Annotated in this window: 16 protein-coding genes; 8 read left to right on the forward strand and 8 right to left on the reverse strand. The window is 34.6% G+C overall.

Annotated elements, in window-relative coordinates; all coding sequences use genetic code 11:
• Positions 1–10 precede the first annotated feature (10 nt).
• Entirely contained in the window at positions 11–859 is an 849-nt protein-coding gene (panC, locus tag OS191_RS09780) for a pantoate--beta-alanine ligase (RefSeq protein ID WP_267155508.1), read from the reverse strand.
• Between the two features lie 108 nt (positions 860–967).
• Here panC and OS191_RS09785 point away from each other — a divergent pair, with 108 nt between their 5' ends.
• From OS191_RS09785 to glmS, 3 genes are read left to right on the forward strand one after another with little or no spacing between them, the layout of a single operon-like run.
• The gene (locus OS191_RS09785) at positions 968–1,777 is read left to right on the forward strand and encodes a glycogen/starch synthase (protein WP_267155509.1); all 810 of its coding nucleotides are present in this window, start codon (positions 968–970) and stop codon (positions 1,775–1,777) included.
• Between the two features lie 24 nt (positions 1,778–1,801).
• On the forward strand, positions 1,802–3,406 hold the full coding sequence (gene bamH, locus OS191_RS09790; protein ID WP_267155510.1) for a beta-barrel-assembly machine lipoprotein BamH: 1,605 nt from the start codon (positions 1,802–1,804) through the stop codon (positions 3,404–3,406).
• A 6-nt stretch (positions 3,407–3,412) separates the two neighbouring features.
• On the forward strand, positions 3,413–5,260 hold the full coding sequence (glmS, locus tag OS191_RS09795; RefSeq protein ID WP_267155511.1) for a glutamine--fructose-6-phosphate transaminase (isomerizing): 1,848 nt from the start codon (positions 3,413–3,415) through the stop codon (positions 5,258–5,260).
• A 4-nt stretch (positions 5,261–5,264) separates the two neighbouring features.
• Here the strand turns inward: glmS and OS191_RS09800 are convergent, their stop codons facing one another.
• From OS191_RS09800 to OS191_RS09810, 3 genes are read right to left on the reverse strand one after another with little or no spacing between them, the layout of a single operon-like run.
• Positions 5,265–6,653 (reverse strand): sulfotransferase family protein, encoded by a 1,389-nt coding sequence (locus OS191_RS09800; protein ID WP_267155512.1) that lies wholly within the window; start codon positions 6,651–6,653, stop codon positions 5,265–5,267.
• Positions 6,653–6,796: a hypothetical protein gene (locus OS191_RS09805; RefSeq protein ID WP_267155513.1), complete on the reverse strand. Its 144-nt coding sequence runs from the start codon at positions 6,794–6,796 to the stop codon at positions 6,653–6,655. The genes OS191_RS09800 and OS191_RS09805 overlap by 1 nt, the downstream gene beginning before the upstream one ends.
• Before the next feature lie 5 nt (positions 6,797–6,801).
• Complete coding sequence (locus tag OS191_RS09810) at positions 6,802–8,115, reverse strand: arylsulfotransferase family protein (protein WP_267155514.1); 1,314 nt, start codon at positions 8,113–8,115, stop codon at positions 6,802–6,804.
• 253 nt (positions 8,116–8,368) lie between these two features.
• Here OS191_RS09810 and OS191_RS09815 point away from each other — a divergent pair, with 253 nt between their 5' ends.
• From OS191_RS09815 to OS191_RS09835, 5 genes are all read left to right on the forward strand, one after another.
• Positions 8,369–11,122, forward strand: a complete 2,754-nt coding sequence (locus tag OS191_RS09815; RefSeq protein WP_267155515.1) for a TonB-dependent receptor — start codon at positions 8,369–8,371, stop codon at positions 11,120–11,122.
• A gap of 19 nt (positions 11,123–11,141) precedes the next feature.
• Positions 11,142–12,659 carry an SGNH/GDSL hydrolase family protein gene (locus OS191_RS09820; protein ID WP_267155516.1) on the forward strand — a complete coding sequence of 506 codons (1,518 nt, stop codon included), beginning with the start codon at positions 11,142–11,144 and terminating at the stop codon, positions 12,657–12,659.
• Between the two features lie 197 nt (positions 12,660–12,856).
• Entirely contained in the window at positions 12,857–14,365 is a 1,509-nt protein-coding gene (atpD, locus tag OS191_RS09825) for a F0F1 ATP synthase subunit beta (protein ID WP_267155517.1), read from the forward strand.
• Between the two features lie 95 nt (positions 14,366–14,460).
• Complete coding sequence (locus OS191_RS09830) at positions 14,461–14,754, forward strand: F0F1 ATP synthase subunit delta/epsilon (RefSeq protein ID WP_267155518.1); 294 nt, start codon at positions 14,461–14,463, stop codon at positions 14,752–14,754.
• 103 nt (positions 14,755–14,857) lie between these two features.
• The gene (locus OS191_RS09835; RefSeq protein ID WP_267155519.1) at positions 14,858–18,271 is read left to right on the forward strand and encodes a DUF8694 domain-containing protein; all 3,414 of its coding nucleotides are present in this window, start codon (positions 14,858–14,860) and stop codon (positions 18,269–18,271) included.
• 51 nt (positions 18,272–18,322) lie between these two features.
• On the opposite strand, the gene OS191_RS09840 is transcribed toward OS191_RS09835, so the two are convergent.
• The 4 genes from OS191_RS09840 to OS191_RS09855 form a co-directional block, all read right to left on the reverse strand.
• Positions 18,323–20,134: a sodium:solute symporter family protein gene (locus tag OS191_RS09840; RefSeq protein WP_267155520.1), complete on the reverse strand. Its 1,812-nt coding sequence runs from the start codon at positions 20,132–20,134 to the stop codon at positions 18,323–18,325.
• A 29-nt stretch (positions 20,135–20,163) separates the two neighbouring features.
• Positions 20,164–20,592, reverse strand: a complete 429-nt coding sequence (locus tag OS191_RS09845) for a LexA family protein (protein WP_416236421.1) — start codon at positions 20,590–20,592, stop codon at positions 20,164–20,166.
• 150 nt (positions 20,593–20,742) lie between these two features.
• Positions 20,743–21,999 (reverse strand): Y-family DNA polymerase, encoded by a 1,257-nt coding sequence (locus OS191_RS09850; RefSeq protein WP_267155522.1) that lies wholly within the window; start codon positions 21,997–21,999, stop codon positions 20,743–20,745.
• 716 nt (positions 22,000–22,715) lie between these two features.
• Positions 22,716–23,186 (reverse strand): regulatory protein RecX, encoded by a 471-nt coding sequence (locus tag OS191_RS09855; protein WP_267155523.1) that lies wholly within the window; start codon positions 23,184–23,186, stop codon positions 22,716–22,718.
• Between the last annotated feature and the right edge of the window lie 17 nt (positions 23,187–23,203).

The following is a 23,203-nucleotide window of genomic DNA, read 5'->3' on the forward strand; positions in this document are numbered from 1 at the left end:
GCAAAGGTAATTAATTTAGTGCGATATTATCAATTAATCTGATGTCGTCTGCATAAACTGCAATAAACGCACGATATGATTTGTTTTTATGTTTTCTTTTAACAGATTTTAATGTTTCAGCATCGGCAATTATAAAATATTCCAATGTTAATAATTTGTGGTTAGCAAATTCATTTTCAACCCATTCTGTAACTTTATGTGCACTTTTTGTGCCAAACTTTTCCTTGGCAGTTTTTAATGTTTTATATATAAAAGGTGCTGCTTGTTTATAGTCTTCTTTTAGCCGTGCATTCCTAGAACTCATAGCCAAACCATTGGTTTCTCTAAATATGTCGCAACCAATAATATTTACTGGAATCTGGTGTTTTTCAACCAATTTTTTAATAATAGCTAATTGCTGAAAATCCTTCTTTCCAAAATACGCATTATCTGGAGTTACAATTTCAAACAAACGTTTTACTACGGTTCCAACACCATCAAAATGTCCTGTTCTAAATTTACCTTCCATTTCGAACTCTAGCCCGTCAAAAGAAAAATGTTCGGCAATTGCATGTCCTTCGTAAATATCGGATACAGTTGGTGCGTAAACAATTAGTTTATCGCCATAACCTTCAAGTAAAACGGAATCGGCCTCTAGATTTCTTGGGTATTTTTTTAAATCTTCTTTGTTGTCAAATTGAGTCGGATTTACAAAAATGCTAACCACGACCATATCATTTTTAATAAAGGCTTCATCAACCAAAGACAGGTGCCCTTGATGCAATGCTCCCATAGTAGGGACAAAGCCAAGAGACAAATCTTGATCTTTAATTTGCCTAATGAATTTTTGAATTTGAGTTTTTTCAGTAAAAATCTTCACCTTTAATAAAATATTAACGCGTGCAAACTTAATATTTTACAATGAATCTGCATAAATTTTTGTACTTTTGCGTGTTTTTTATTTTGAATTACTAAAAGCAATAAGTTTATGAAAGATAAGAGGATATTATACGTATCATCTGAAGTTGTGCCATATTTACCAGAAACCGAAATTTCTTCTATGTCGTTTGAAACACCTAGAATGGTAAATCAACAAGGAGGGCAAATTAGAATCTTTATGCCTAGATATGGGAATATTAATGAGAGAAGACATCAATTGCATGAGGTAATTAGACTTTCTGGAATTAATCTAGTTATTAACGATTTAGATATGCCTTTAATTATTAAAGTAGCATCTATTCCAAAAGAGCGAATTCAAGTTTACTTTATTGATAACGACGAATACTTTAAAAGAAAAGCCACTTTAACAGATGAAGATGGGAATTTATTTCCTGACAACGACGAACGCGCCATTTTCTTTGCAAAAGGTGTTATTGAAACTGTTAAGAAATTAAACTGGTCTCCAGATATTATTCATGTTCATGGTTGGTTGGCATCGTTATTGCCAATGTATTTAAAACAATTTTATAAAGACGAACCTTTATTTACCGAAAGTAAAATAGTGACCTCTATTTACAATCAAAGTTTCGATGGGACGTTAAATAAAGACATGATTAATAAAGTAAAGTTCGATAATATAGAAGATAGCTTTATTAAAGAGTTGGCAAAACCAACTTACAACAGTTTAATGAAAATTGCAATCGACCATTCTGATGCCTTAATTATAGGCTCGGAAGAGATTCCTGAAGAATTAAACAAACATTTAAAAGACTCAAAGAAACCTGTATTAGATTTTAAATCAAAAGATGAATTTGGAGAAGCTTATGTTGATTTTTACAACACTAAAGTATTAGGCTAAGCCCAAAACCATCAGATCTTATTTATGAAAAAAATCATTAAAGCCTCAAAGTTTATTGGTGTATTATCACTTATAACTCTCACTTTTATAGCATGTGATAACGATTATAACTCGTTAGAAAGTGATATTGAAGGAATTCAGAATTTTGAAACCAATAGCGATAAGTTTGCAGTAGTAGCTTACAACAAAAGAGTGAAACCCGTACAGACTAATAATTTCCCAACAAATTTTATGGGTATTTATTACGATCCTGTCTATGAGCGTACAGCAAACAATATTATTACTCAAGCTGTCCCTAATTCTGCATATTATGATCCAGATTTTGGCATAAATCCAGAATTTACAGCTGCTTATTTAACTGTTCCTTATTTTTCAAAATTAACCGGGGGAACATCTGAAGCTCCTGAATATACTCTAGACTCTTTATATGGAACAGCTCCTATAAAATTATCTATATATAGATCTAACTATTTCTTGAGAGACTATGATCCTTCGGTAGAAGACGCAGATCCACAATTATACTATTCTAATAATAGTGAATTTGGAATTGCTAGTAATTTGGGGGAATTATTGTATTATAATCCAGACTTTATTCCTAGCAATTCTCAGCAAATAATTTATGAAGAAAATGACGATGACGAACAAGAAGAAGTTAGCAAAATTCCACCAAGTTTACACGTGCCACTTTTAAACACAAATGACTTTTGGAAAACTTTATTATTTGATAAGCAAGGCATGCCTGAATTAAGTAACGCCAATAACTTTAAAGATTATTTTAGAGGACTATATTTTAAAGTTGAGCCTGCAGATGGCACTGTAGAAGGTAGCGCCATCATGCTTAATTTTTTAAGTTCAGGTGCTAATTTAACGGTGTATTACAATAATGAAGTTGATGGAGAAATTGTTAAAAACAACAAGTTCATAATGAATTTTAGAGGCAATAGAGCAAGTACCATAACACTTGACCCTATAGCTAATTCGTTATTAAACAATGCTAATGATACTGCGGATACTGTAAATGGAGACCAAACACTTTATTTAAAGGGTGGAGAAGGTTCTATTGCTATTGTTGATTTATTTAAAGACCCAGCTGTTTTAGAAGAGTTTAACCTACTTTACAAAAACAACAATGGAACTCCTAGTCGTTTAATTAACGAAGCCAATTTAATTTTTTATGTAGATCAAACTGCAACTTCTGTAATGGATAAAGATAAAAATCAAGAGCCAAACAGAGTGATATTATACGATATTAAAAACAACAGTCCTATTGTTGATTATTATTTCGATTTAACTACAAATACAACCAATCCTATAGAATCCAAACTAAACTATTCATCTGTTTTAGAAAAAGATTCAAATGGTAAAGGTGTAAAATATAAGATTAGACTTACAGAGCACTTAAACAACATTTTATTAAAAGACTCAACAAATTTCCAATTAGGATTGTATCTTACAACCAATATTAACGAAGTTAGTAATTCTTTTATATTGAATGATGGCGATTTAGACGGTATTCCAGTAGGAACAGGCTTATCTCAAAAAGGGACTGTTTTACATGGGAGTAATTTAAATGTCCCAGAAAATAAAAGAGTTCAATTAGAAATATACTATACGCAACCAGATAATTAACAAACTATGTGTGGAATTGTAGGATACATTGGTCATCGTGATGCCTTCCCTATTATTATTCAAGGGCTTAAAAGATTAGAATATCGCGGTTACGATAGCGCAGGAATTGCTTTATACGACGGAAAAGACCTTAAGGTTTCAAAAACCAAAGGAAAAGTTGCCGATTTAGAAGATAGAGTTAAAAAAGAAATTTCTAACAATGGCACTATTGGAATCGGACATACACGTTGGGCAACCCATGGTGTTCCAAACGATGTAAATGCACATCCACATTATTCAAACTCTGGAGATTTAGTTATTATCCATAATGGGATTATTGAAAATTATGAGTCTCTTAAAAAAGAGCTTATTAAAAGAGGTTACACTTTTAAATCAGATACAGATACAGAAGTGTTAATCAACTTAATTGAAGATGTTAAATCGAAAGAAAACGTCAAATTAGGGAAAGCTGTTCAGGTAGCATTAAACCAGGTAGTTGGAGCATATGCTATTGCCGTATTCGATAAAAACAAACCAGATGAAATTGTTATAGCCAGACTAGGAAGCCCTTTAGCTGTTGGTGTTGGTGAAAATGAATTTTTTATTGCTAGTGATGCATCGCCCTTTTTAGAATATACTAAAAATGCCATCTACCTTGAAGATGAGGAAATGGCTATCATTAAGGCTAATAAAGAAATAAAAATACGCAAAATTAAAGACGATTCGTTAGTAGATCCTTATGTTCAAGAACTACAAATGAATTTAGAGCAAATAGAAAAAGGTGGTTACGATCACTTTATGCTTAAAGAAATATACGAACAGCCAAACGCTATCAAGGACACCTATAGAGGAAGACTTCTAGTGCAAGAAGGTATTATTAGGATGGCTGGAATAGACGATAATATTGAGAAGTTCTTAAACGCAAACAGAATTATTATTGTTGCTTGCGGAACCTCTTGGCATGCTGGTTTAGTTGCAGAATATATCTTTGAAGATATCGCTAGAATCCCTGTAGAAGTAGAATATGCTTCAGAATTTAGATATAGAAATCCAGTTATTACTAATAAAGATGTGGTAATTGCAATTTCTCAATCAGGAGAAACTGCAGATACGCTTGCTGCTATTAAGTTAGCTAAAGCAAATGGCGCTTTTGTTTTTGGTGTTTGTAATGTGGTTGGATCTTCTATTGCTAGAGAAACACATGCAGGAGCTTATACACATGCTGGGCCAGAAATTGGAGTTGCTTCTACTAAAGCATTCACAACACAAATTACTCTTTTAACTTTAATAGCATTAAAACTGGCTAAAGTAAAAGGAGAAATTTCAAATTCTGATTATAGGTATCATTTACAAGAATTAGAATTGATTCCTGAAAAAGTTGAAAAAGCTCTTAAATCTGAAGAGCATATTAAAATGATAGCCGAAAAATATAAGAACGCCCGTAATTTCTTATACTTAGGTAGAGGGTATAATTTCCCTGTAGCTCTAGAAGGCGCTTTAAAACTTAAGGAGATTTCTTATATTCATGCAGAAGGGTATCCTGCAGCAGAAATGAAACATGGTCCAATTGCATTGATTGACGAAAATATGCCAGTTGTTGTAATTGCAACTAAAAAAGGCCACTACGAAAAAGTAGTTAGTAATATTGAAGAAATTAAAGCAAGACAAGGTAAGATTATAGGTGTTGTAACTGAAGGTGATGTTAATGTTAAGAAATTAGCAGATTATGTTATTGAAGTTCCAGAATCTCTAGAGTCCTTATCGCCATTACTTACTACTATTCCACTGCAATTATTATCGTATCACATTGCTGTGATGTTAGATAAAAATGTAGATCAGCCAAGAAATTTAGCGAAGTCGGTAACTGTAGAATAATTCTTTAAAACTTTAGTTTTCTGTCTTTTAACTTTTGATAAATTTCATCTGTTGCTTCTAACAGTTTAGGATTGCAATTAGATGTATCAATTTTTCTAGTATTCGTAAAAGGTTCTATATGCGAATAATCGAAAGACATGTTCATATCGTTTTCAATGTATTGCAATACTTCTTTTGGCTTATTTAGATAATCTTCATATTCAATAAGTAGATAATTATCATTTTCTACAGTCATTAAATAGTCGTAATAATTTAACCAGATATACAACCAATAATCTAAGGTGTTTTTATCGTATGGAATTGAAGGCTCATCGGTATCAAACTTAAACACTTTTTGATTTTTTCCAAATTCATGATGACCCAACCAATTAAGATAGGTTTGTATAAATTCACTTTCATTTTGAAATTCTGAAAAACGTTGATGTTGGTTTAACAAAGAATATGCGTGTTCTTCTGGCTTTCTGAATAAGAAAATAATTTTAAATATTTTGTTGTATTCACGCAACGATTCATATCTTAAAATAATATTGTTATTTTTTGATAGATAGGTAGATGCATTATCCTGACGGATTAATGACTGATATTTAATATAATTTTGGTAAGCGTCTTCGGTTAGATCATGTTTCTCTAAATAGCTTTCAGAAATAAAACTATCATTTAAAAACACTTTAAAGAAATACTCCTCCAAAGCTTCAATGGTATTAAACCCAAACAACATTTTATCACCATGTTTCCGTTCCTTTAATCGCGCTTTTTTAGGATTATACATCTTTTTCCATAGATTTGGCGCTAATAATAAAGGCATATTAGAATAATCTAAAGAACTAAATGCACCAGCTTTAAAAAGTTGGTCTGTCAAACTAGTTGTTCCAGCCCTTGCTAATCCAGAAACAATTAAAAAAGTTTCTTTATCTTGAATTTTCTCTCCTTTTTTAAATCTGCGATCAAAGGAGAATAGCATTTTAGATAAATTATAATTATTTAAAATAAGTTTGTGGAAAAGAATAGATGCTTCTGAATAATCTTCGGTAGGTTTTTTTCGTTTAATTAAAAAAGGAAGAATGGTTCCAACGGAAAAACTTACAATAACCCAAACAGAGCCTAAATCTAAATCTTGAGCAGGTATATTTTTTATCAGCTTAAAAACATATACAGGTAAAGAGGTTAAGGCAATAATTAGAAGTATTATTCCCATACTGACACCTAATGAGGTCAACATCGATTTTAATGCTTGAACAAGTTTTTTATGCTTGACTAATTCGTCTTCGTTAGACAAAACGGCGTTGGACAAGCCCAAAGTAGATTCTAAGGCTGCAAAAAGATGCTTACGAAAATAAATAAGTAAACTAGAAAAAATAATTCCAGAGAAACCTACTATGATGTAATAAATCATTAGTTTTTACTAAATATTTTTCGGAAAAACCGTTTAATTGGAATCCATAAAACCACTCCAAAAGCAAAAAGCACCAATAAAATAATAAAAACAATAATTAAAAGTGTGCCAAGACCTATTCCAGGACCAATGTATAATGTCATAATTTTTAGTTTAAGGATTTCAACTCTTCATCTAAATATGTTGTCGTCCAATTAGGTAAATAATGATAGCCTTCTATATCGCTTTTTAAAGTTGTTTTTAAAACCACACCAAGTTGATTGACAACCCATAAAATTCCAGAACCTTGTTCTTCAAAAAACATGTCTCCATTAGGAAATATGCGATATAAACCTTCTGCGCCAGTAAAAATTTGATGCTCTATAAAAACATCTTCATATACAGAACTATATGTATCTTCCTCAAAGTTATAAATAAGTACATTTGAATGGTTTATTTTTCGATTAACCGGATGATTTGTTGGTTTAAATTCAATCTCATCTGCATTCAATTGAGTTGCAATGGTATTATTGTTTAAAATAGCTATAGAATTTGGTGAAATAATGTCCACATCGTGTTGAAATGTAAAAGGGCCTTCTAAAACCTTTACAACTTTATTGGTTGATGGGCGAAACTGAACAACCAACGAGTTACTTCTAAAACTTAAAAACAAATCTCCTTCTTTAAAATAATTTGAACTTTCTAAAACCGGTTGAATATCGTTTAAATGAAATGGATCGTTAACATATGGGCTTTTGTTTATTAAATGATCTAAATTGTTTTCAAGAAATATATCGGTTAAAGATTTACTGTAAAGGGTTTCTCCTGTTTCTACATCAACTTTTACAATTAAATCGTCTCTATAGTTTTGTGTATGCCCTTCCACTGAAACTTTCATTGGAACAATAATTCCATTATCATGTTTTACAGCCGGAATCCACATATTTCCTATAGAATCTTTATTCATTGCATGATGATAAATAAAATCTTCATTAAACCACTTTTCATTAGATTCAGCATCCATTCTTAAAAGTCCTGGTCTTTCATTACAAGAAACAATAATATCAAATCCTGGTAATAAGGTTGCAGGATACAGACGGTCGTTTCCATCTACGGTATAATGCGTTGATAGTTTACTTACTGGAACTTTCCATTCATGCTTTAGCGTATTATCCTTAAAATTTTTTAATTCAATATTAAAATTATCACCATGTCTATAAGAATATAAACCGTAGAGATTATAATCTAGTTTATTGATATTTAAAGTGTCTTGATCTCTAGTTTCAATATAGTAATCTGGTGCCTTAAATATATATTTATAGGCTTTTTTCATATTAGACACTACTTCAGAGAACCCTTTAATCGGTTCGGTTAAAACACCCAAACTCCGTTCTCCCAAAGTGACATTTCTTACAATGCCACTCCAAACCATTAATAAAAAAACACAGATTATAAGTAATGATACTCTTTTTAAAGTTTTCATAAGTAATTTTCAATTCAAAACATCTATATGTAACAAATATAGAATAAAAATCATACTGAGAATCTTTTTATTAAAAATGAGATTCTCAATAACTTCTATTGTTTTTTATCAATAATACAATAAACACTCTATTTTGTTAAAAATATTATGCACGCATAATTTTTATGAAAAACTTCTTAAAGTTTTCATAATATTATTTATATTGCCTAATAATAATTAACTAAATCAATTAATAATTAACTAAAACTATAAAATGAAATCAATCCTTTCACTTTTATTGTTGTTTTTTTGTGGCTTATCATATTCACAAACAACAATTTCGGGAATAGTAACTGACGAGAACAGTCAGCCAATTCCTGGAGCAAACGTTATTATAGTAGGCACATCGACTGGTACAGTTACAGATTTCGATGGAAACTACTTTTTAACTGTCAGTCAAGAACCTCCATTTACGTTACGAGCGAGTAATATCGGGTTTAGTACAGAAACTCAAGAAATTACAGCAAACAATCAAACCGTAAATTTTATTTTAAAAGAAGGAACATCTTTAGATGAAGTCGTTATTTCTGCGTCTAGAACTCCAGAACGTATTTTCGAATCGCCAGTAACGGTTGAGCGTTTTGGTTTAAAAGAAATTAAAAACACAGCTTCTGCAGATTTCTACAACGGATTAGAAAACTTAAAAGGAGTTGATGTTAATACAAACAGTTTAACCTTTAATTCTATTAACACAAGAGGGTTTGCAACTTTTGCAAATACGCGTTTTATGCAACTTGTAGATGGAATGGACAATTCTACTCCAGCCTTAAACTTCCCAATTGGAAACTTAGTAGGAATGATTGAAACAGATGTACAAAGTGTCGAGTTACTTCCTGGAGCTGCATCTGCATTATATGGTGCAAATGCATTTAACGGAATTCTTTTCATGAGAAGTAAAAGCCCTTTCGATGTTCAAGGAATTAGTGGTTATTACAAACAAGGAATTACTAGTCAAGATGCTGCTGGAGACAACACCTATAGAGATTTAGGAGTTAGAATAGCTCATAAATTCAGTGATAAATTTGCTGCCAAAGTAAATTTTGGATGGCTAAAAGGAACCGATTGGTATGCTACAAACTATCAAGGTAAACCTGGCACTGGAGATACTAGAGCGAGTATTGGTTACGATGGGTATAACATCTACGGAGATGAAGTAGCTACTAACATACGTGCTGCTTCTGGTGGACTTGGAATTATTCCAGATGTTGTTGTAAGTAGAACAGGTTATGAAGAAAGAGATTTGACAGATTATAACGCAGAAAGTGTAAAAGCTGACTGGGGATTATACTATCGTCCTTGGGCAAACGATTTCGAAATTGCTTATGTAGGTAAGGTAGGTACAGGGTCCACCATCTATCAAGGATCTAACCGTTATAGCATTGACAATTTCTTCCAAGAACAACATAAACTTGAATTGAGAAATAACAACTTCTTTTTAAGAGGTTATATGGTTGCTGATAAAGCTGGTGATTCTTATGACATGACTGTAACTGGGATTCAAATTAACAGAGCTTGGAAAAGCGATGAACAATGGTTTAAAGACTATATTACCGCATTTGGTGGAGCTACTACAATAGGTGGAGCTACAGAAGATGAAGCGCATGTAATAGCAAGAGCTGCTGCCGAAGAAGGTAGATTTGAGCCAGGTTCCCCAGGTTTTAAAAATGCTTTTAATAAAAGTATTAACGATCCAAATTTAGTAACTGGTTCTAAATTCCAAGATGAATCTAAATATTATCACGCTGATGCCAATTATAACTTTTCTCATCTTTGGGATGTTGTAGAAGTTCAAGCTGGTGGATCATACAGACGATACGAATTAAATTCGTCTGGAACAATTTACACAGATTATGACGGAACCATTCCTTATTCTGAATTTGGAATCTATACGCAATTACAAAAACAGTTTGATTTAAATGAAAGTTTAGAATTAAAGTTAACAGGTTCTGCACGTTATGATAAATCAGAATTCTTTGATGGTTTTGTATCTCCAAGAGTTTCGGCTGGTTTAACCATTAACAGAAACCATAATGTTAGAGCTTCAGTTCAAACTGGATTTAGAAATCCAACCACTCAGGATTTATTTATAGGACTTGATGCTGGACCTTATGTATTAGTGGGTTCTGCTCCTGATAACTTAGACAGATATTCTAGAGACTATGATATTAGTGCTGCTGGTCAAATAGCATTCGGTCAACCTGCATCTATCAACCAAACGGGTGGAGCTGCTTATAGCAACTCATACTCACGTAAATCTGTTGAGAACTTTGCAGCATCTTCTAACCCTGCCGATTTAGTTATTGGCAATCCAGATATTGTACAACCAGAACAAGTAACGTCTATGGAAGTTGGATATAGAGGAAAATTAAACCTATTAACTGTAGATTTAAGTATGTACTACAACAAGTATAAAGACTTTATTTCTACTGAATATGTAATTTCTCCTTTATATGGAGTAGCTGGAGATAATGGCTTATCTCTTGGTGCTTTAGCTAATGGCGATTACCAAGTTTATCAAGCTTATACGAACTCAGATATAGCTGTACAATCTTATGGTGCTGCTATTGGACTTGGGATGAAAGTCTTTAATGGCTTCGATTTAGATGGTAGTTATACCTTCGCTAAAGAAGATTTTGATCAAGATGCCAATCCTGATTTTAGAACAGGATTTAACACTCCTGAGCATAAAGTAAAACTATCTTTTGGACATACTGAAATAGTTAAAAACCTTGGCTTTAACGTTGCTTGGAAATGGAGTGATAATTACACTTGGCAAGCTTCTTTTGGAGATGGTGAGATTCCTTCTTTTCACTCTATGGATGCACAAATTAACTATACAGTTCCAAAAATTAAATCGGTATTTAAAGTAGGAGCTTCTAATGTTCTAGGGGAAGAGTACTTTACTGCCATAGGTACTGGTAATATAGGTTCTATTTATTACGTATCATGGACACTTAATAACTTATAAAATCATGAAACAACTTATTATGAAAACAAAATATATATGGTTACTTGCTGTTCTCTTAGGTTTTACAGCTTGTAATAGCGATGATGATTCTTCATCATCTATGGACGAAGTCTTACCTCCACTTACTGCTGGAGAAGCAGACTTTTCTAAGTACGTTTCTGTAGGAGCCTCTTTCACAGCTGGATTTTCAGACAATGCACTATTTATAGCCACTCAGGAAAATTCTTTTCCTAATTTATTATCCATGAAATTTGGCATGTTAGGAGGAGGAAGTTTTTCTCAACCACTAATGGCTGATAATATTGGTGGACTTTTATTTAACGGCACGCAAAATCCTGATGGAAGCTTTGCTCAAAGATTATACTTTAATGGTGTAGGGCCAACACCTTTACCTGCTGCACCAACTACTGAAGCTACAACCGTTTTAGGTGGTACGTTTAACAACATAGGTGTTCCAGGTGCTAAAAGTTTCCATTTAGGAATTAATGGTTACGGATTTGCAAACCCTTATTTTGGACGAATGGCATCAAACCCTATGGCTTCTATGGTTGAAGATGCTGTAGCGCAAAATGCTACGTTTTTCACATTATCTGAAATAGGTGGAAACGATGTCTTATCTTATGCTACTTCCGGTGGAACTGGTGTGGACCAAACTGGAAATTATAATCCAGCAACGTATGGAGGAAATGATATAACAGATCCAAATGTTTTTGCTAGTTCTTTTTCTGCTACGGTTGATGCCTTAGTAGCAAATGGTGCTAAAGGTGTAGTTACTAATGTTCCTTACATTACAAGTTTAGCACATTTTACTACAGTACCTCATAACCCAATTCCTTTAGATGCGGGAACTGCAGCAGCTGTAAATGGTGCTTATGCACCTTATAATGCTGGAATCGTTCAAGCATTTGCTTATATAGTTGCAACAACACCTATGACACAAGAGCAAGCTGATGCGGAAATTGCAAAAAGAACTATTATGTTTGAAGCTTCTGAAACAAATGCCGTTGTTATTTTAGATGAAAACTTAACAGATCTAACAGCACTTAACCCACAATTAGTTAATATGAGACAGGCTACTGCAAATGATTTATTTGTTTTGCCTGCATCTAGTTTTATAGGAACAGAAGCTATCCCTGGAAATCCTATGACAGTTAATGGCGTAGCTATTCCATTAGCAGATAAATGGGTGCTAACACCAGAAGAGCAACTAGCAATTAAAAATGCAACGGATGCTTATAATGTAACTATAGAATCTGTAGCTGCATCCAAAGGATTAGCCTTAGTTGATTTTAAAGGTATCTTAATACAAGCCTCTACTATTGGAATTGATTCTGGAAATTTCACTTTAACAACAGATTTAGTTAGAGGTGGATTAATAAGTTTAGATGGGGTTCATTTAACGTCTAGAGGATATTCTGTTATGGCTAATGAAATCATGAGAGCTATTGACGCCACTTATGGTACAAACTTTGAAGCTTCAGGTAATTTTTACGATTGTGGAGATTATCCAACTAACTATAGTAAAGATTTTAGATAATCTATATCTGAAAATATTTATATAAAAAAACGCCTTCAAAAAGAAGGCGTTTTTTTATGCCTTAAAAAGCAATAAATTAGCTGTTATTTTTAAATTAAAAGATATATATTTGCAGCGCGAAAAAACGCTTGTGTTTGAGTTAATAGTATAAGCCGTTTTTATATTAAGTTTTTAGAAAATTAATAAAATTATAAGTAATGTCTAAAGTTACAGGTAAAGTTGCACAAATAGTAGGACCAGTTATCGATGTTGAATTCGGAGCTGGATCTGAACTTCCAAAAATTTACGATTCATTAGAAATTAGAAGACCTGATGGTTCTCTATTAGTCTTAGAGGTACAATCTCACATTGGTGAAGATACTGTTCGTACCATTGCTATGGATTCATCAGATGGTTTAAGTAGAGGAACAGAAGTTCACGCTACTGGAGCACCAATTCAAATGCCAATTGGAGATGATGTGTATGGTCGTTTATTTAATGTAATTGGAGATGCTATTGACGGGCTTGGAGATTTACCAAAGGCTGGTGATGCAGGTTTACCAATTCACAGACAAGCACCTAAGTTTGAAGATTTATCAACGTCTACAGAAGTTTTATTTACTGGTATTAAAGTGATTGATTTAATTGAGCCTTATGCTAAAGGAGGTAAAATTGGATTATTTGGTGGTGCTGGTGTAGGTAAAACAGTATTGATTCAAGAGTTGATTAACAATATTGCAAAAGGACACGGTGGACTTTCTGTTTTCGCAGGAGTAGGTGAAAGAACTCGTGAAGGAAACGATTTACTTCGTGAAATGTTAGAATCTGGAATTATCCGTTATGGTGATGACTTCATGCATTCTATGGAAGATGGTGGATGGGATTTATCTAAAGTTGATAAATCAATTATGAAGGAATCTAAAGCTACTTTCGTATTCGGACAAATGAATGAGCCTCCTGGAGCTCGTGCACGTGTTGCCTTATCTGGTTTAACAATTGCTGAGTATTTCCGTGATGGAGCTGGTGAAGGACAAGGAAAAGACGTATTATTCTTCGTTGATAATATCTTCCGTTTTACACAAGCAGGATCTGAGGTATCTGCATTATTAGGTCGTATGCCTTCTGCGGTAGGTTACCAACCAACATTAGCAACTGAGATGGGTGCGATGCAAGAGCGTATTACTTCAACAAAAAGAGGTTCTATTACATCTGTACAAGCGGTTTACGTACCTGCGGATGATTTAACGGATCCAGCTCCAGCAACAACGTTTGCTCACTTAGATGCAACAACAGTATTGTCTCGTAAAATTGCTGAGTTAGGTATTTATCCTGCGGTAGATCCATTAGATTCTACTTCAAGAATTCTTACTGCTGATATTTTAGGTGCTGAGCATTACGAATGTGCACAACGCGTAAAAGAATTATTACAACGTTATAAAGAATTACAAGACATTATTGCCATCTTAGGAATGGAAGAATTATCTGAAGAAGATAAAATGGCTGTAGGTAGAGCAAGACGTGTACAACGTTTCTTATCTCAACCATTCCACGTAGCTGAGCAGTTTACTGGTATCCCAGGTGTTTTAGTAGATATTAAAGAAACTATTAAAGGTTTTAACATGATTATGGCAGGAGAGTTAGATCACTTACCAGAAGCAGCATTTAACCTTAAAGGTTCTATTGAAGAAGCTATCGAGTCTGGAGAGAAAATGTTAGCTGAAGCTTAATCAAGCATTGCTTAACAAATTCCAAAAATATTAAATTCCAAATTCCAAAATAATATCCTTTGGAATTTGGGATTTTAAAATTGAAATTTAAAAATATGTATTTAGAAATTGTATCACCAGAAGCAACCTTATTTAGCAGTGAAGTAGATTCAGTTGTTGTACCTGGAGTTAATGGAGAGTTTGAAATGCTAAAAAATCACGCTCCAATTGTTTCTCTTTTAAAAGAAGGTACTGTAAGAATTCATACACATACTCAAAGTCATTTAGTATTTGATGAATTACATGCAGAAATACACCCACATAAAGACAATGATAAAATCTTACTTTTAAAAATAAAGTCAGGTACTATCGAAATGAAAGACAACAAAGTTATTATATTGGCAGACTAAACAGTCTAACCTTTTATATACTAAACTATTATAAACCTTGCAATTTGCAGGGTTTATTTTTTTATACCATATTTGCTTTTAAACTACACCCAAACAATATACTATGAAATACACATTACTTTTAGCAACCCTACTTGTTACTTTCTTGTCTTTTTCGCAAGACAAATGGCCAAACATGATGTTTGACAGAGATGCCAATTTCTATGACATTCAACAAGATTTTGAAAAATACTACAATGAAAAAACTGGAGCCTCAAACAAAATCTCAAGAGGGACTGGCATAAAGCAGTATAAAAGATGGGAATATTATTGGGAAAGCCGTGTAGATGAAAACGGTAATTTTCCAAGTGAAGGGCATGTCCTAAAAGAAATGATGCGTTATAACACATTGCAAACAAACGCATTAAATAGAGGCTATACTACAAATACAGGAAACTGGGAACTTGTAGGCCCCATTGCCGTACCAGATAATGGAACTGGACAATTAAACGGAAATGGACGTGTAAATTGCATTGCATTCCACCCTACTGACCCAAATACTATTTTTGTTGGTGCGCCTTCAGGAGGTTTTTGGAAATCTACAGATAATGGAAGTACTTGGACAGAATACTCCAATGGACTCGTTAGATTAGGAGTTTCTAGTATTGTTATTCACCCTACCAATCATGACATTCTTTATTTAGGAACAGGAGATAGAGATGCTGCAGATGCACCGGGTTATGGTGTTTATAAAAGTGTCGATGGCGGACTTACCTGGGCAAGCAGTAATGCTGGTATGGGAAATAGAACTGTTTATGAAATCTTAATGGATCCAACCAATTCAGATGTTTTAATAGCTTCAACAAATGGAAATCGTATTTATAAAAGTACAGACGCTGGTTTAAGCTGGTCTTATGCCTCTACTAGTTCTGCCATGAAAGATATTGCATTTAAACCAGGAGATTCTAACACTATTTATGCTTCCGGGACAACCGTTGATGTGTCTACAAATGGAGGAAATAGTTTTACGCAAGTTACCAATGGCGTTCCAAATGGAGGGGTTTATAGAATTGCTTTAGCCGTTTCTGCCGATCAGCCAGACTGGGTTTACTTAGTAGCCGGTGATGGAGGTGGTCTAGAAGGTATTTATAGATCTGAAGATAGTGGCGTTAGTTTTTCAACTAGAACTACCACTCCAAATGTTTTAGGTTATGAAACAAATGGTTCTGATTCCAATAGTCAAGCCTGGTACGATTTAGTTATTGCAGCAGACCCAACAAATGCGAATATTATTTATACTGGAGGTATTAATATATGGAAATCTATTGATGGGGGTGCCACCATGAATATAAATACTTATTGGGTTGGGAGCACTGGAACCATTGATGGCGTCCATGCCGATCAACATGCTTTTGAGTTTTCACCGTTTACAAACGATGTATATAGTGGAAACGATGGTGGCGTTTACTATTCAGCAGATAATGGCGCCAATTGGAACGATATAAGCAGTGGTTTAGCCATTGCGCAAATCTATAAAATTGGGGTGTCGCAAATGTCAGAAAATTTGGTTATAAATGGCTATCAGGACAACGGAACTGCTATTAATAGAAATGCTGTTTTTACTACCGAAATTGGTGGGGATGGTATGGAGTGTATTATTGACCCTACAGACGACTCTTATATGTATGGCGCACTTTATTATGGAGATATTAGACGTTCTACCAATGGTGGTTTTTCATTTTCTACCATTGCAGACAATGGTACCAATGGGATTAATGAAACCGGAGCTTGGGTAACCCCTTATACATTAGATCCAAATACACCTGCTAGAATGTTTGCTGGCTATGATAATGTTTGGAGATCGGACGATGTTAAAACCCCTGGTTCAAATTCAATTGTTTGGACACGAATTTCAAATTTTGGAGGGACTTCAAATATGGTAGATTTAGCCGTAGCTCCTTCAAATAGTAATGTTATGTATGTTTCTAGAAGTGGATCAGGAAGGTTTTATTATTCGAACAATGCCTTATCTGCGTCTCCAACGTGGACAAATTTAACAAGTAGTTTACCTACTTCATCTTCACCAAAAGATATAGAGATAGACCCAACAGACGAGACTCATCTATTTATAGCTTTAGGCAATGATATATATGAATCTACAGACGCAGGAAGTAGCTGGACAAATGTTTCAGGAACTCTTCCTAATATCTCATTAAACACCATTGTTATTGATGCTTCAAGTCCAATAGAAGCTATGTATGTTGGAATGGATGTTGGGGTTTATTACAAAGATAATACGCTTGCAGATTGGGAACCATTTGATACAGGATTAGCAAATTTAGAAATTACGGAATTGGAAATTCATTCTAATACAAGCGATTGTAATAGCAAACTATTTGCTGCTACTTATGGGCAAGGATTATGGATGAGCGATTTAAAAGACCCAGGAAATGTGGCACCGACAGCTTGTTTTAAAGCAGATACAACACAAGGCTGTGTAAATTCCAGTTTTATGCTAACTGATAATTCAGATTATACTCCAACTTCTTGGGCTTGGACCATTACGCCTGGAACATTCACTTATACTAATGGAACGACGGCTAATTCTCAAAACCCTGAAGTTATCTTTACTGATCCAGGAACTTACACTGTAGCCCTAACAGCTACCAATGCCAATGGAAGTAATACAAACACTAAAGTAGATTATATAAATATTGTATCTGGGTCTGCAGCTTCAGATTTTAATACGGATTTTGAAGCAGAAGCTTTATGCGGAACAGCATCTGATTGTGGTGCAACAAGCTGTAATCTCGTATCTGCTTTTTGGACTAACCTAACAAATGGAAGTGAAGACAATATTGATTGGAGAGTAGATGAAGGAGGAACATCTTCTTCAAACACGGGTCCTAATACAGACTATAACCCAGGCACAGCCTCTGGAAATTATATTTATTTAGAATCCTCTTCATGCTATCAACAGATTGCCATTTTAGAAAGTTCTTGCATGGTTATGGATGCTGTTAATACCTACGATTTAAAATTTGCTTACCATATGTTTGGAACAGATATGGGCAGCCTGCATCTTGATATCCTTTTTAATGGCATTTGGCAAGAAAACATGATTCCTGCAATTTCTGGCGATCAAGGCAATGCTTGGCAAACTGCTACTGTGGATCTTTCTGCTTACCTTGGAGAAACTATTAAACTAAGGTTTAGAGGTGTAACGGGACCTGGTTATACATCTGATATGGCTTTAGACGATATTCAATTGGTTAGCAATACTATTTCTACTTCTGAATTTGAATCTGCTTCAAATGACATTACAATAAATGGTACAGAGTATTTAGAAATTGCATCTTCTAAAGAACAAATAAAACAGGTGATGGTTTATGATATTCTAGGACGACAACTATTTAATGACCCTAATATTAATACTCAGACATTTGAAATAAAAGCGATTAAGAAATCGCATACTATTTTATTGCTGAAGATTACTTTGAATAATAATCATGTTGAATATAGAAAGATCTTGTTTTAAGTAACAAGTTAATCTAAACAAAAAGTCCTGCATGTTGCAGGGCTTTTTGTTTTATAAGATGGTCACTTTTATTTTCTTCCAGAGCTTAATAAGAACCCAAGCAAAAATGATAGCTACTCCAATAAGCATTAAAGCATTGGTATAATCGCCATAAATAATATATCCCGTAGCAAACATCACACTATAAATTAAGGCACAACCCACTAACATGGCTAAAATTCCTGAAGGCACGCTCCAACCCTCCTTAGTATCCACCAATTCGATATTTTCTTCTCTAGCTTCCGAAATAATTTTCTCCCAACCTGGACCTCCAGGTTGAATTCTTTTGTAGAAGTTCTGTAAAACGGTTTTACTTTCAGCCTGTGTTAATAAAGTAACAGCCACCCAAACAAGGGTAGTAACCAATACAATCATTGGGAATTTTGCCCAAGCAGGAAAAAGCCCTTCAGTCCCAAAAAAGTAAGCTCCTAAATCTGTAAAATTTAATAGAATGGAAACAATTCCGGAGACAAACATGGCCGAAATTTCACTCCAAGCATTGATACGCCACCAAAACCAACGAAGAATAAAAATCAATCCCGTTCCAGCACCAAACATTAAAATAATATCGAATAATTGCAACGCATTAGTAAGCACTAAAGCCAGTAAAGCACTACAAACCATTAAGATAACGGTTGCAGTTCTTCCCACAGCAACTAACTGTTTTTCAGACGCATCTTTATTAATTTGCTGTTTGTAAAAGTCGTTTACTATATAAGATGCTCCCCAATTTAAATGGGTAGAAATGGTACTCATATAGGCTGCCACTAAAGACGCTAACACCAAACCTAACAACCCACTTGGAAGTTTGGTTAACATGGCCGAATAGGCTAAATCATGTCCTAATTTATCTTCAGCAACTAAAGGAAAAGCGTCATGGATACTCGCAATATCTGGAAACACCACCAAAGAAGCTAAAGCCACAATAATCCATGGCCAAGGACGTAAGGCATAATGCATGATATTAAAAAAGAAGGTGGCGCCAATGGCATGATTTTCATCTTTTGCAGCCAACATACGTTGTGCGATATAACCTCCTCCACCGGGTTCGGCTCCTGGATACCATGAACTCCACCATTGGACTGCCAGAGGAATAATCAATAAGGTAATAAGTGCTTCTGTATTGCTAAAATCTGGTAAGATGTTTAATTTATCGACTACATTTTTATGTTGAAGCATGGCTTCTAATCCACCTACTTCTGGTAAGCCTACCAAATAATATGCAGCACCAACAGCTCCAGCCATGGCTGTAAAGAATAAAATAAAATCTGTGTAAACCACACCTTTAAAACCTCCCAAAGCACTAAAAATAACGGTTATGGTTCCTGCATAAATAACCGTTTCCCAAGGTTGTAAGCCAAGCATGATGGCTCCAATTTTTATGGCTGCCAAGGTTACAGCAGACATGGCAAGAATATTGAATATAATACCTAAATAAATAGCTCGAAAGCCTCGTAAAAACCGTGCAGGAGCGCCTCCATAACGCAACTCGTAAAACTCGATGTCTGTGCTGACTTGCGATTTTCGCCACAACTTCGCATAAACAAAAACTGTAAGAAGTCCCGTTAATAAAAAAGCCCACCAGACCCAGTTTCCCGAAACACCATTGGTTCTTACAATGTCTGTTACTAAATTTGGGGTATCTGTAGAAAAGGTGGTCGCCACCATAGAAACACCTAATAACCACCAAGGCATGTTTCTTCCTGAAAGGAAATATTCGGCTGCACTTTTTCCTGATTGTTTGGAAACGTAAATACCTATAAAGAGAGTGATTACAAAAAATGTCACTATTAAAATAACATCAAGGGACGACAATTCTACCATATGTGCTTGGTTTTCTTTAGCTGTTTAAGTTATACTTTTTTAATCACATTGGTTACAATACCCCAAATAACGAAATCGTTTTCTTCGGTAATTTGTATGGGTTGGTAATTGGCATTTTCTGGTTGCAACCACACCCCATCTTTTTCAACACGCAAACGTTTTACGGTAAATTCGCCATCCAAAAAGCACACCGCTATTCTATTGTCTGCAGGCTCCAGGCTTCTGTCTATTACCAATAAATCGTTATCATCCAAGCCAGCATCAATCATGCTTTGCCCACTAACACGCGCATAAAATGTGGCTAGTTTATTTTTTACTAGCATGTTATCTAAAGACAGTCTTTCTTCTTTAAAATCTTCTGCAGGTGAAGGAAAGCCAGCCGAAATTCCTGTATCGAAAAAAACAGCTCCAGCATGTTCTGAAAAATCTGGAGAGAAAAAAGTGAGAGGTTTTGACATGTGTATTAACATAAAAGGGTTGTTTTTTATTTCAGTTTTGAATTTAGTTTTTATTTTTGAGATTAGCCCCAATGAAGCTTCAATTTCCTGTTTTATTAGTTGTTTATTTTAATGCTATTGAATTCGTGGATCTTCAACTTCACAGATAACTTACTTCACTTTTAAAATATCGTTTATATGGGTTGTATATCTTGGCGACAAACGTTCTTGGCGCATTTTCCAGGTGCGCTTTAAATCTTGGTTTGCCAGTTTCAGTTTATAATCGCCATACTTTATATTTAATTTATCTATAACGCTCATTAAAGGTTTATGCTTTGGATTTTCATGTAAAAACAAATTCAATTGGTGGTTATGTGTTGGCACTAATCCCATGACAACAACTCCTGCCCGCTTATATTTAATGTCTTTTTTAAACATGCTTGCAACAGCTTTTACAGCTTCATTACTTATAATAAGTGACGAATCTGTTGGGTAAGGCAGGTTGATTATTTTACTTATACGGTGCTGTGGCAAGTCCTTTTTATGTCTGTCGCTGCTTAAAGTTACCAAAACCATATAACAACTACTTTGTTGTTTTCGGAGTTTTTCGGCACAACTGGTTGCAAAGGTGGACACCCGTTCTTTGATATTATCTATATCTGAATAGGTGTATTCAAAACTTCTGGTAGTTGCAATGGCTTTTTTGGATGCTACTTCGTCCAATTGCAAAGTTGGAATGCCTTCTAGGTCTTTTTTTAAACGCCATTCCACTATAGAGAAATTTTTTCTCACCCAATCGTCCGAAAGTTGTGTAAACTGATAGGCTGTATGAATTTGTTTTTCTTTCAACCGTTTGTGCAAGGCACGACCTATTCCCCAAACATCTTCTATTTTTAGCCATTTAAGGGCTTTGATGCGTTTTGCTTCTGAATCTATAATATAAACCCCTTTTGTTTCATCTGGAAACTTGCGCGCAATTTTATTAGCGACTTTACTAAGTGCTTTTGTAGGGGCCATTCCCACAGAGGTTGGAAGACCTGTCCATTTTAAAATGCGCTGTCTAATTTGAGTTCCGTAATCTTTTAAGTTATAGGTATCAAACCCTTTAAACTGCAAAAAAGCTTCGTCTATGCTGTATATTTCTACATCTGGAGTAAACTGTTTTAGAATATTCATGACCCGACTACTCATGTCTCCATAAAGAGGATAGTTGGAAGAGAATACCTGAATGTTGTGAGCCTTAAAAAAGACTTCATACTTAAAAGCCGGTGCTCCCATGGGTAGGCCAAGGACTTTGGCTTCGTCACTTCGCGCAATGACGCAGCCATCGTTATTGCTTAAAATAGCGACAGGTTTGTTGCGTAAACTTGGGTTAAAAACCCGTTCGCATGAGGCGTAAAAATTATTACAATCTACAAGGGCGTACATGGCTTAAAGGTATTGAAAAAAGTTGATGTTTGGTGTGAGTTGTATGTTGTTTGGTTGAAAAAATTCAAGTTCCAATAGCTAGATGTTAGGTTCTATTGCTTGTCCAAAGGCCTATATAAGTTTTGACCCATCCTGCTATGGATCTCACTTTAAGAGCAGGTTTTCTTAGGTTGTTTTAGGGTGTGATACGGAGCTTATATTACTTACATACGGAGTAACTAGGGAGTAACTAGGGAGTAACTAGGGAGTAACTACGGGTGAACCCCTAAGGATGCTTTTATTTATAAGGGTTTAGAGCGGTTGAAAACAGGCATAACCTGTATTGATTCAAGGGAGTGGCTTTGAAAAATTAAGATACGCCTTTTTTCTTAAAGTCCAAAAAAACGAGGCTATTATTTAAGCTGTGTATAGAAAAAATGACCCGTCCTAAAATAACTATACAGATTAATAAATAAATCCTGATATCAGGATACAATTCTTTTTCTTAATCCTAAAATGATTGTATAGGTTATTGGTTATATTATGATGTTTTATACCTTTATAATATTAAATAAAAAAACAAACTCCCCGTCCAGACCTATGTTGCACTTGGGTAAATTATATGTCCATGCGCCAACTCGCCCCTTCGCTAAAAAACAAACTCCCCGTCCAGACTGCGTCTGTCCACCCCTCTTCAACTGAAGAGGGGAGCTTGGCTTGGTCCTTTTTTAAAATAGTTAAAACAACTCATTTACTTTATCGTACACCAGGTGGCTTTCCCAACCTCTATAAAATAGGTAGTCTGCTAGTTTTTTCTTTTTCTTTAGTGGGTTTGTTTCTTTAATGGTGGCTGCTTTTTTTTCTGCCAGAGCATGAAAGGTGTTTAAGTAGTCTGCTTCTGAAATTTCCTTAAAGGCTTCTTGAATATTAAACTTGCTAATGTCGCGTTTTTTTAATTCCAGTTCCAGGCGTTTTCGTCCCCATTTTTTAACTCGAAACTTGCCACGAACATAGGCTTTTGAAAATCGGGTTTCGTTTAAAAAATCGTGCTCCAACAAGTGCACGACCACTAGATCTATAGCCTCTGGAATCATGCGCATATCCCGAAGTTTTTGGGCAACTTCTTTATGGCAACGTTCTTGGTAGGCACAGTAGTTTTCAAGGGTTCTTTTGGCTTCTTCAACCGTGTATGTTTTACTGGATTTCATGGCTGCAAGATAATAAC

This window comes from Xanthomarina sp. F2636L (assembly GCF_026410195.1).
In the GTDB taxonomy this organism is placed as follows: Bacteria; Bacteroidota; Bacteroidia; order Flavobacteriales; family Flavobacteriaceae; genus Xanthomarina.

Coding starts and splice junctions, on each gene's coding strand:
- OS191_RS09785 (WP_267155509.1), top strand. CDS start 968: ATGAAAGATAAGAGGATATTATACGTATCATCTGAAGTTGTGCCATAT.
- bamH (WP_267155510.1), top strand. CDS start 1,802: ATGAAAAAAATCATTAAAGCCTCAAAGTTTATTGGTGTATTATCACTT.
- glmS (WP_267155511.1), top strand. CDS start 3,413: ATGTGTGGAATTGTAGGATACATTGGTCATCGTGATGCCTTCCCTATT.
- OS191_RS09800 (WP_267155512.1), bottom strand. CDS start 6,653: ATGATTTATTACATCATAGTAGGTTTCTCTGGAATTATTTTTTCTAGT.
- OS191_RS09805 (WP_267155513.1), bottom strand. CDS start 6,796: ATGACATTATACATTGGTCCTGGAATAGGTCTTGGCACACTTTTAATT.
- OS191_RS09810 (WP_267155514.1), bottom strand. CDS start 8,115: ATGAAAACTTTAAAAAGAGTATCATTACTTATAATCTGTGTTTTTTTA.
- OS191_RS09815 (WP_267155515.1), top strand. CDS start 8,369: ATGAAATCAATCCTTTCACTTTTATTGTTGTTTTTTTGTGGCTTATCA.
- OS191_RS09820 (WP_267155516.1), top strand. CDS start 11,142: ATGAAAACAAAATATATATGGTTACTTGCTGTTCTCTTAGGTTTTACA.
- atpD (WP_267155517.1), top strand. CDS start 12,857: ATGTCTAAAGTTACAGGTAAAGTTGCACAAATAGTAGGACCAGTTATC.
- OS191_RS09830 (WP_267155518.1), top strand. CDS start 14,461: ATGTATTTAGAAATTGTATCACCAGAAGCAACCTTATTTAGCAGTGAA.
- OS191_RS09835 (WP_267155519.1), top strand. CDS start 14,858: ATGAAATACACATTACTTTTAGCAACCCTACTTGTTACTTTCTTGTCT.
- OS191_RS09840 (WP_267155520.1), bottom strand. CDS start 20,134: ATGGTAGAATTGTCGTCCCTTGATGTTATTTTAATAGTGACATTTTTT.
- OS191_RS09845 (WP_416236421.1), bottom strand. CDS start 20,592: ATGTCAAAACCTCTCACTTTTTTCTCTCCAGATTTTTCAGAACATGCT.
- OS191_RS09850 (WP_267155522.1), bottom strand. CDS start 21,999: ATGTACGCCCTTGTAGATTGTAATAATTTTTACGCCTCATGCGAACGG.
- OS191_RS09855 (WP_267155523.1), bottom strand. CDS start 23,186: ATGAAATCCAGTAAAACATACACGGTTGAAGAAGCCAAAAGAACCCTT.